Raw genomic sequence first — 6381 nt, 5'->3', positions numbered from 1 at the left:
TTTTCGATTGTAGCCGCAAAGCGATAATGTCACCCATGAGCAAAGCAGAAGTGTCACTCTCCTCGCAAAACGATGTGAGGATGAGCGGATATGGGATGGTTGATGATGAGCGAGCGCGAGCTGAACCGCGTGGAGGTTTTGGCGCAGGTCGATGATGGCCAGTTAAGCGTCGACAACGCGGCAAACATGTTGGATTTGACGCGTCGGCAGATATTCCGACTGTTAAAGCGGTATCGCCAGGATGGTGCGGCAGCGATCCGGCACAAGTCGCGCGGTCGCACGCCGAACAACCAAATCCACTTAGCCAAGCGTGACTATGCGCTGACCGTCATCAAGGAACAGTATCCGGATTTCGGCCCGACATTGGCCGCTGAGATGTTGGCCGAAAATCACGGCTTCAAAGTTTCCCGCGAGACGTTGCGCAAATGGATGGCCGAGGATGGTATCTGGCTTTCTCGTAAGCAGCGCCGCCAGTTCCACCAGCCCAGATTGCGCCGGGAATGTATTGGTGAGCTGATCCAGATTGATGGCTCTGATCACCGATGGTTTGAAGATCGCGGCCCACCATGCACCCTGCTCGTCTTTATCGATGATGCCACCAGCACGCTGATGGAGCTGAGGTTCGTCAAATCCGAGAGCACGTTCAGCTATTTCGAGGCTCTGGAAAGTTATCTGCGCCAACATGGTCGTCCCGTCGCCTTCTATTCCGACAAACACACGGTTTTCCGTGTGGCGAAGGAAGATGCCAAAGGTGGTGCCCGCATGACCCAATTTGGGCGTGCGTTGAATCAGTTGAACGTCGAGATCCTCTGCGCCAACAGCAGCCAGGCCAAGGGCCGCGTCGAACGCGCCAACAGGACGTTGCAAGATCGCCTGGTCAAGGAACTGCGCCTTGCTGACATCTGCGATATGGATGCTGGAAACGCCTATCTGCAAGGCTTCAAAGAGCGTCACAACGCCAAGTTCGCCAAAGCACCGGCCAAGCCTGACAACCTGCATCGCGCACTCAATGTGGAGCCAGATCGGCTGGATGATGTGTTGTGCTGGCGCGAGAACCGCTATGTCGGAAAGCAGCTGACGTTCTCTTATGATCGTAAGCGGATCATGCTGGAAGAAAGTGACGTCACGCGCGGTCTGGTAGGCAAATACGTCGACACCTATGCCTTCGTGGATGGCAGGTTTGAGGTGCGCTCAAAAGGCCGCTCCCTGCCCTACAAAATCTTCGACATGGATCAGCGCGTGACCCATGCAGCTATCACCGACAACAAGCGCCTCGGTGCGGTTCTGGAACACATCAAAGAGATACAGGACGCCGCACCGCCCAAATATCCAGTTAGGACAAACTCTGAGAAGATGGGCTATAAGCCGCAAGGCCGACCTTCAGGATCGAAAGCAAAGAGGCAGCGAGATGAAACAAATCAAGCTACGCGTAGTATCTGACGACGGTGTCGAGGCGACCATATCGACCGATGGCAGCCAAGGCGGCGTCGAGGACTACTATGCGGTTGTTTCAGTGGACGGTTTCATCAAGGAAAAGAAAGTCTACGGGATAGACCCAGTTCAATCCTTTGTGCTGGGTCTCAAGTTGATCGAAGAACTGACAACGGACAAACGCATTGGCGACGACGATGACGTGGCAATCACCCCCGGCGCATCATGGCGTATTGAGGTCGTCGAAGACTAAGCCTTGCTCATGTCGCGCCCCTTGGTGACATTCCTGCTTTGCGCAACCAGTGACATTTCTGAATGGCGTTTACAATTCGCGGTTCAAGTATCGCTCACAGAGGCGAAAACCCTCGGTCGGCGAGGCTGATGGTGGTGCTCGGCAAGGAGACACTAAGCGCTCCATCGTCTGAGTTGTGACGAAAAGGAGGATCTCTTGCAGATCACACATGATGAAATTGAAACCGCCCTGGAAACCTGGGGCGACGGGAAAATCTCCATTTCGAAGGCCTTCGAAGAGGGTGGAATAGAAGCGGCCCGCGTGGTGCCTTCTGCCAATATCGACAGCTATTATGGCTATGATCTTGGGCCGGTCCTGTTCAAACCGACCATGGCAAGCGGTGCTCAGACGTTCCGCCCGACCAAGGTCGGCGCCCTGGCCTATTTCTGTGGCCACTCTGCAGAGTATCCACTTGATAATGGTTTTGCGATTATGGGTTGGCGCGCGATGGAGAGCATTCCTTCGGCCAGCTTCCTTCAGGGCGACGTGGCGATGTGGATGGGCTGGGTCAAGCTGACCAACAAGGACGGGTCGGTCACCACTGTCGACAAAAGTTTTGGCTATAAGAAGGACCAGAGCGGTACGCTGCGCATCGTCCTGCATCATTCCTCGCTCCCCTATCAGCCCTAAAGGCACCACCATCAAGCGGAAACGGTACGATGTTTCTCCCGATCCCCGAACTCGATGACTGTACGGCCATCACAATCAAGCCCGGTGATCTGAGGGCCATTCACCGACCAGCCTGCCCCGCGATGGTCTGGTAACGTGATCTGTTACCGCTTTTCCTGCATTTGGTTCAGACGTAGCCGCCGGAGCCCTTAACACGGGCGCGACAGATCTTGCGGCGAGTTGCCATCCGCGATGCATCAGGCTGCGGTCTTCTCAAAGAACTGCCGCGGCAGTCTGCCTGCCCAAAATGGGTAGCGCGAGTTGCCGTGCCGGTAAATTCTAAGGTGTCTTTTCTGGCAAGGTCAGTGCGGCAGCAACGGCCAAATGCGTGGAGGCGACGACGCCGTCTATCAGCTTTGTGCCCGTTCTCCGTGCAAGAACACCGTGATGCATTGCCATACCGGCGCAGCCCAGAATAACGGTTTGGCAGATATATTGATCTTTTGCTTCGAGAATGGCCTGAGACAATTGATCCAACATTTCTTCTCCGCCTTGTTCGATTGTCAGAACAGACAGCCCGCTTGCTTTAACCAAGGTGCAATTTTCGCCAAAGCCCGAGGTCTCTATATTGCCTTTGATGACTGGTACCGCATTTTCAACGGATGTGACGACACAAAATCCCCCACCCTGCAATGATGCCATCGTATAGGCAGAGTGGCCAATGCCCAGAACTGGACAGGTTGCCAGGCTGCGGGCCTGGCTTAGGCCGGTGTCATCAAAACAGGCGATGACAATGGCGTCGGCCCCTAGGAGCTGAGCCTCCGCAACAAGCTGCAACACGCCAGGAATTGCCGCATCGCCGTCCTCTGGGCCCTCAATGGCCGCCGGGCCTTTGGTATTTGTCAGCCCGGTCACCTGCACCTGCGGGGCATTTCGGGCGGCGACCGCGACCACACTCTGTGTCATCGCCTCGGTCGAGTTGGGATTGATGTAAACCAGATGCATTAGACCGCCTTTCCGGCGTCGGATCCCACACGTGAGCGGCGTTTCCCCACAATCCAGACAACAGCCAGAAACACACCGATGATCGCCAATGAAAACAGGGTAGTAAGCGTCCCAAGCGCATAGATGACCGGGGTGGTGACATTGGTGGTCATGCCAAAGATCTCCAGCGGTAGGGTGTTGTAGCTGCCTGCGGTCAACAAGGTCCGGGCAAATTCATCGTAGGATAGGGTAAAGCCGAACAGAGCGACCCCGATCAGCGAGGGCGCGATAATGGGCAGGATCACATGGCGAATAGTCTGCCAGGATGTGGCCCCCTGATCACGGGCGGCTTCCTCATAGGATTTGTCGAACCGGTTAAAGACGGCAAATATGATCAGCAGCCCAAATGGCAATGTCCATGTCAGCTGACTGCCAAAGCCAGAGCTGGTCCAGTGAACCTTGAGGCCAAGCTGGTTGAAAATCAGACCGACCCCCAATGAAACAAGGATGGACGGGATTACCAGCGATGTAATCGCCAGGTAGAACAACACGGTTGAACCGGCGAATTTTTTGCGAAAGGCCAGCCCGGCCATGACCGAAACCACCACGGTGGAGACCATCACCATGAGCCCCAGTGCCAGTGAACGGCGGAACGATCCCCATATGTCTCCGACCGCCTGTTGTTCAAACAGTTCGCGGAACCAGTTTAGGGAGACACCGCGCATCGGGAAGGTCAGCCCGCCACCTTTGCCCTGGAACGACAAGATTCCGATCGTCAGGGTCGGACCATAAAGGAACAGCAGGAAGAGGCAAAAGAAGGCAGCAAGATAGTAGAAAGACCGGGGGCGCTGTTCCATATCAAAGTTCCTTGCGGATGTTTACAAAACGCAGCAGCACGCCGATGACGATCAGGACCGTACAGAGCAACACAACAGCCGTAGCTGCGGCCGAGGGGTATTGCAGCAGCGCGATATCATTGGAGATCAGGCGCCCCACATTGGCCTTTTGACTGCCAGACATGAACCGCACGGTGATGAAATCCCCCATCACCAGCGTCACCACAAAGATGGTTCCGATCATGATGCCCGGCTTGGTCAGCGGGACGATCACATGCCAAAGTGTTTGCAACCCGGTTGCGCCATTGTCATAGGCCGCTTCGATCAGGGATTTGTCGATCCGCATCATGGTGTTGAAGATCGGAACAACCATGAACAGCGTATATAGGTGAACAAAGGCAAGGATGACCGAAAAATCAGAGTACAGCAGCCACTCCAGCGGTTCATCAATCAAGCCCCATGAGATCAGAGTCTGATTGGCTATGCCATTGCGGCCCAGAAACGGGATCCACGAAATCATCCGGATGATATTCGAGGTCAGGAACGGGATCGTGCAGAGTAAGAACAAGGCGGTTTGCATGGCCTGCGTGCGCACATGAAACGCCAGGAAATAGGCAACGGTGAAGCCGATCGAAAGGGTGAAGATCCAGGTGATAAAGGCGTATTTGAAAGTGGCAAAGAACACCTTGTAGGTGACGGGTGAGCCAAACAGGAACGCATAGTTGTCAAACTGAAACGCGGGATAGATCGAAAACTCGGTCGCGCCCCAAAAACTGACCACAACAATCATGCCGATTGGCACAACAAGAAAGGCGAGCAACACAGCCATCAACGGCGCGGCTTGCAGATAAGCAATGATATCTCGGGATTTGCCCATGGTGGCTTTCTTGTGCTCTAAACGTGGATCTGTTGCCGGATGCCGTAGAGGACGCCGACCAATCGGCCGGCGCCCCTGTTTGGTCAGGCTGCGATGAATTCATTCCATTTGCGCACCATGTACTGGTTCTCGTCCATGACGGAATTCCAACAGGCAACGGCGCCCATGCGCTCGGTGAACGAACCACCATCGCGCACATCTCCGGCCTTGGCCAACTGGTCCCCTGTCGGCGAGGTGATGACGTCGGTTGCGGGCTTGCCTTCGAACCAGTAGCCCCACTCGTTGGCGGTCATGAATTCTTTGGACGTCTCGGGCACGGCCGAGTAATAGCCCTGACGCATCAGGTAGCCGCCGACCCAACCAGACAGATACCAGTTGATGTATTCATAGGCCGCATCCAGCTCCATCCCCGACAGGCTGGAGGACAGGCCAAGACCGCCACCCCATGACCGGTAACCCTCTTTGAGGGGCTGATAAACGCAAGGGATCCCGCGCGATTTGACGGCTGTAATGGCAGGCGACCACATGGACTGGATCACCACCTCACCAGAAGCCATCAGGTTGACGGATTCATCAAACGATTTCCAGAAGGCGCGGAACTGGCCGTTTTGTTTGGCTTCAGTAAAGATCGCAAAGGTCTTGTCGATCTCTTCCTTGGTCATGTTGCCCTTGTCGCCATACTGGATCTCGCCCATGGCTTCGCAGACCATGGCCATGTCCATGATCCCGATCGATGAAATGTCGAGGATAGAGGCCTTGCCCTTGAACTCGGGGTTTAGCAGCTCGGTCCAGCTTTCGATGGGGCGGCCAATCAGGTCAGGTCGAATGCCCAGGGTATCCGCGTTGTAGATCGTCGGGATCAGAGTCATCCAACCGGTTTCGTTGCCGGCAAAGGTTTTGCCGCCTGGCCCCTCAACAAAGCCTACAGTATGGGGCGCAGTGCCCTGTGCAATCACGCTTTCCGGAGTCAGCTTGCCCGAGCGAAAGGTGCCGACGATCTTGTCGTAATTGGCGATCTTGGATGTATCCATCGCTTGCAGGTTGCCCGTTGGCCAGACCTTTTTGCAGATCCAGTATTCAATGTCGGCGACATCAAAACTGTCAGGCTGCGTCGCGGCGCGCTGGGTAACGCTGTCACTGTCCAGAGCCGTCATTTCCAGATTGAAACCTAGGTCTTCTTTGACCTTGGTTGCGACATCGTTGAGGTTGGAAACACCGGTCCCGAACTGACGCAGGGTGATATCCTTGATTTCCTGAGCCCAGACCATCGGTGCGGCCAATGCGGAGGCAGCGGCAACAGCAGCGCCACCTTTCAAAACAGTACGACGACTATAACGCATTTTAGACATTGA

The 6381-nt window shown here is 55.2% G+C and carries 7 protein-coding genes; 3 read left to right on the top strand and 4 right to left on the bottom strand.

What is annotated here, in order from left to right:
* The first annotated feature begins 90 nt into the window (after positions 1–90).
* The 3 genes from MED193_RS01185 to MED193_RS01175 all read left to right on the top strand — a co-directional run bounded on the left by MED193_RS01185 (position 91) and on the right by MED193_RS01175 (position 2353).
* Positions 91–1440 carry an ISNCY family transposase gene (locus MED193_RS01185; protein WP_009807548.1) on the top strand — a complete coding sequence of 450 codons (1350 nt, stop codon included), beginning with the start codon at positions 91–93 and terminating at the stop codon, positions 1438–1440.
* Complete coding sequence (locus tag MED193_RS01180; protein WP_009807547.1) at positions 1409–1684, top strand: hypothetical protein; 276 nt, start codon at positions 1409–1411, stop codon at positions 1682–1684. The genes MED193_RS01185 and MED193_RS01180 overlap by 32 nt, the downstream gene beginning before the upstream one ends.
* Positions 1685–1879: 195 nt before the next feature.
* On the top strand, positions 1880–2353 hold the full coding sequence (locus MED193_RS01175) for a phosphoribosyl-AMP cyclohydrolase (RefSeq protein WP_009807789.1): 474 nt from the start codon (positions 1880–1882) through the stop codon (positions 2351–2353).
* Positions 2354–2671: 318 nt separating this feature from the next.
* On the opposite strand, the gene MED193_RS01170 is transcribed toward MED193_RS01175, so the two are convergent.
* The 4 genes from MED193_RS01170 to MED193_RS01155 all read right to left on the bottom strand — a co-directional run bounded on the left by MED193_RS01170 (position 2672) and on the right by MED193_RS01155 (position 6378).
* Positions 2672–3337 (bottom strand): aspartate/glutamate racemase family protein, encoded by a 666-nt coding sequence (locus tag MED193_RS01170; protein ID WP_009807788.1) that lies wholly within the window; start codon positions 3335–3337, stop codon positions 2672–2674.
* Complete coding sequence (locus MED193_RS01165; RefSeq protein WP_009807787.1) at positions 3337–4173, bottom strand: ABC transporter permease; 837 nt, start codon at positions 4171–4173, stop codon at positions 3337–3339. Before MED193_RS01165 ends, MED193_RS01170 begins: the two co-directional genes overlap by 1 nt.
* Position 4174: 1 nt before the next feature.
* Positions 4175–5029 carry an ABC transporter permease gene (locus MED193_RS01160; protein ID WP_009807786.1) on the bottom strand — a complete coding sequence of 285 codons (855 nt, stop codon included), beginning with the start codon at positions 5027–5029 and terminating at the stop codon, positions 4175–4177.
* A gap of 83 nt (positions 5030–5112) precedes the next feature.
* A complete protein-coding gene (locus MED193_RS01155; RefSeq protein ID WP_039965644.1) occupies positions 5113–6378 on the bottom strand; it encodes a PotD/PotF family extracellular solute-binding protein in 1266 nt (421 codons plus the stop codon).
* Between the last annotated feature and the right edge of the window lie 3 nt (positions 6379–6381).

This window comes from Roseobacter sp. MED193, from assembly GCF_000152965.1.
Lineage (GTDB): Bacteria > Pseudomonadota > Alphaproteobacteria > Rhodobacterales > Rhodobacteraceae > Pseudophaeobacter.
The sequence above is the reverse complement of the archived record's forward strand: the minus strand, read 5'-3'. Positions and strand labels throughout refer to the sequence as shown.

What these genes read in the sequence shown, in the direction of transcription:
- MED193_RS01160 (WP_009807786.1), bottom strand. Translation starts at nt 5,029, where the DNA reads ATGGGCAAATCCCGAGATATCATTGCTTATCTGCAAGCCGCGCCGTTG.
- MED193_RS01170 (WP_009807788.1), bottom strand. Translation starts at nt 3,337, where the DNA reads ATGCATCTGGTTTACATCAATCCCAACTCGACCGAGGCGATGACACAG.
- MED193_RS01155 (WP_039965644.1), bottom strand. Translation starts at nt 6,378, where the DNA reads ATGTCTAAAATGCGTTATAGTCGTCGTACTGTTTTGAAAGGTGGCGCT.
- MED193_RS01165 (WP_009807787.1), bottom strand. Translation starts at nt 4,173, where the DNA reads ATGGAACAGCGCCCCCGGTCTTTCTACTATCTTGCTGCCTTCTTTTGC.
- MED193_RS01180 (WP_009807547.1), top strand. Translation starts at nt 1,409, where the DNA reads ATGAAACAAATCAAGCTACGCGTAGTATCTGACGACGGTGTCGAGGCG.
- MED193_RS01185 (WP_009807548.1), top strand. Translation starts at nt 91, where the DNA reads ATGGGATGGTTGATGATGAGCGAGCGCGAGCTGAACCGCGTGGAGGTT.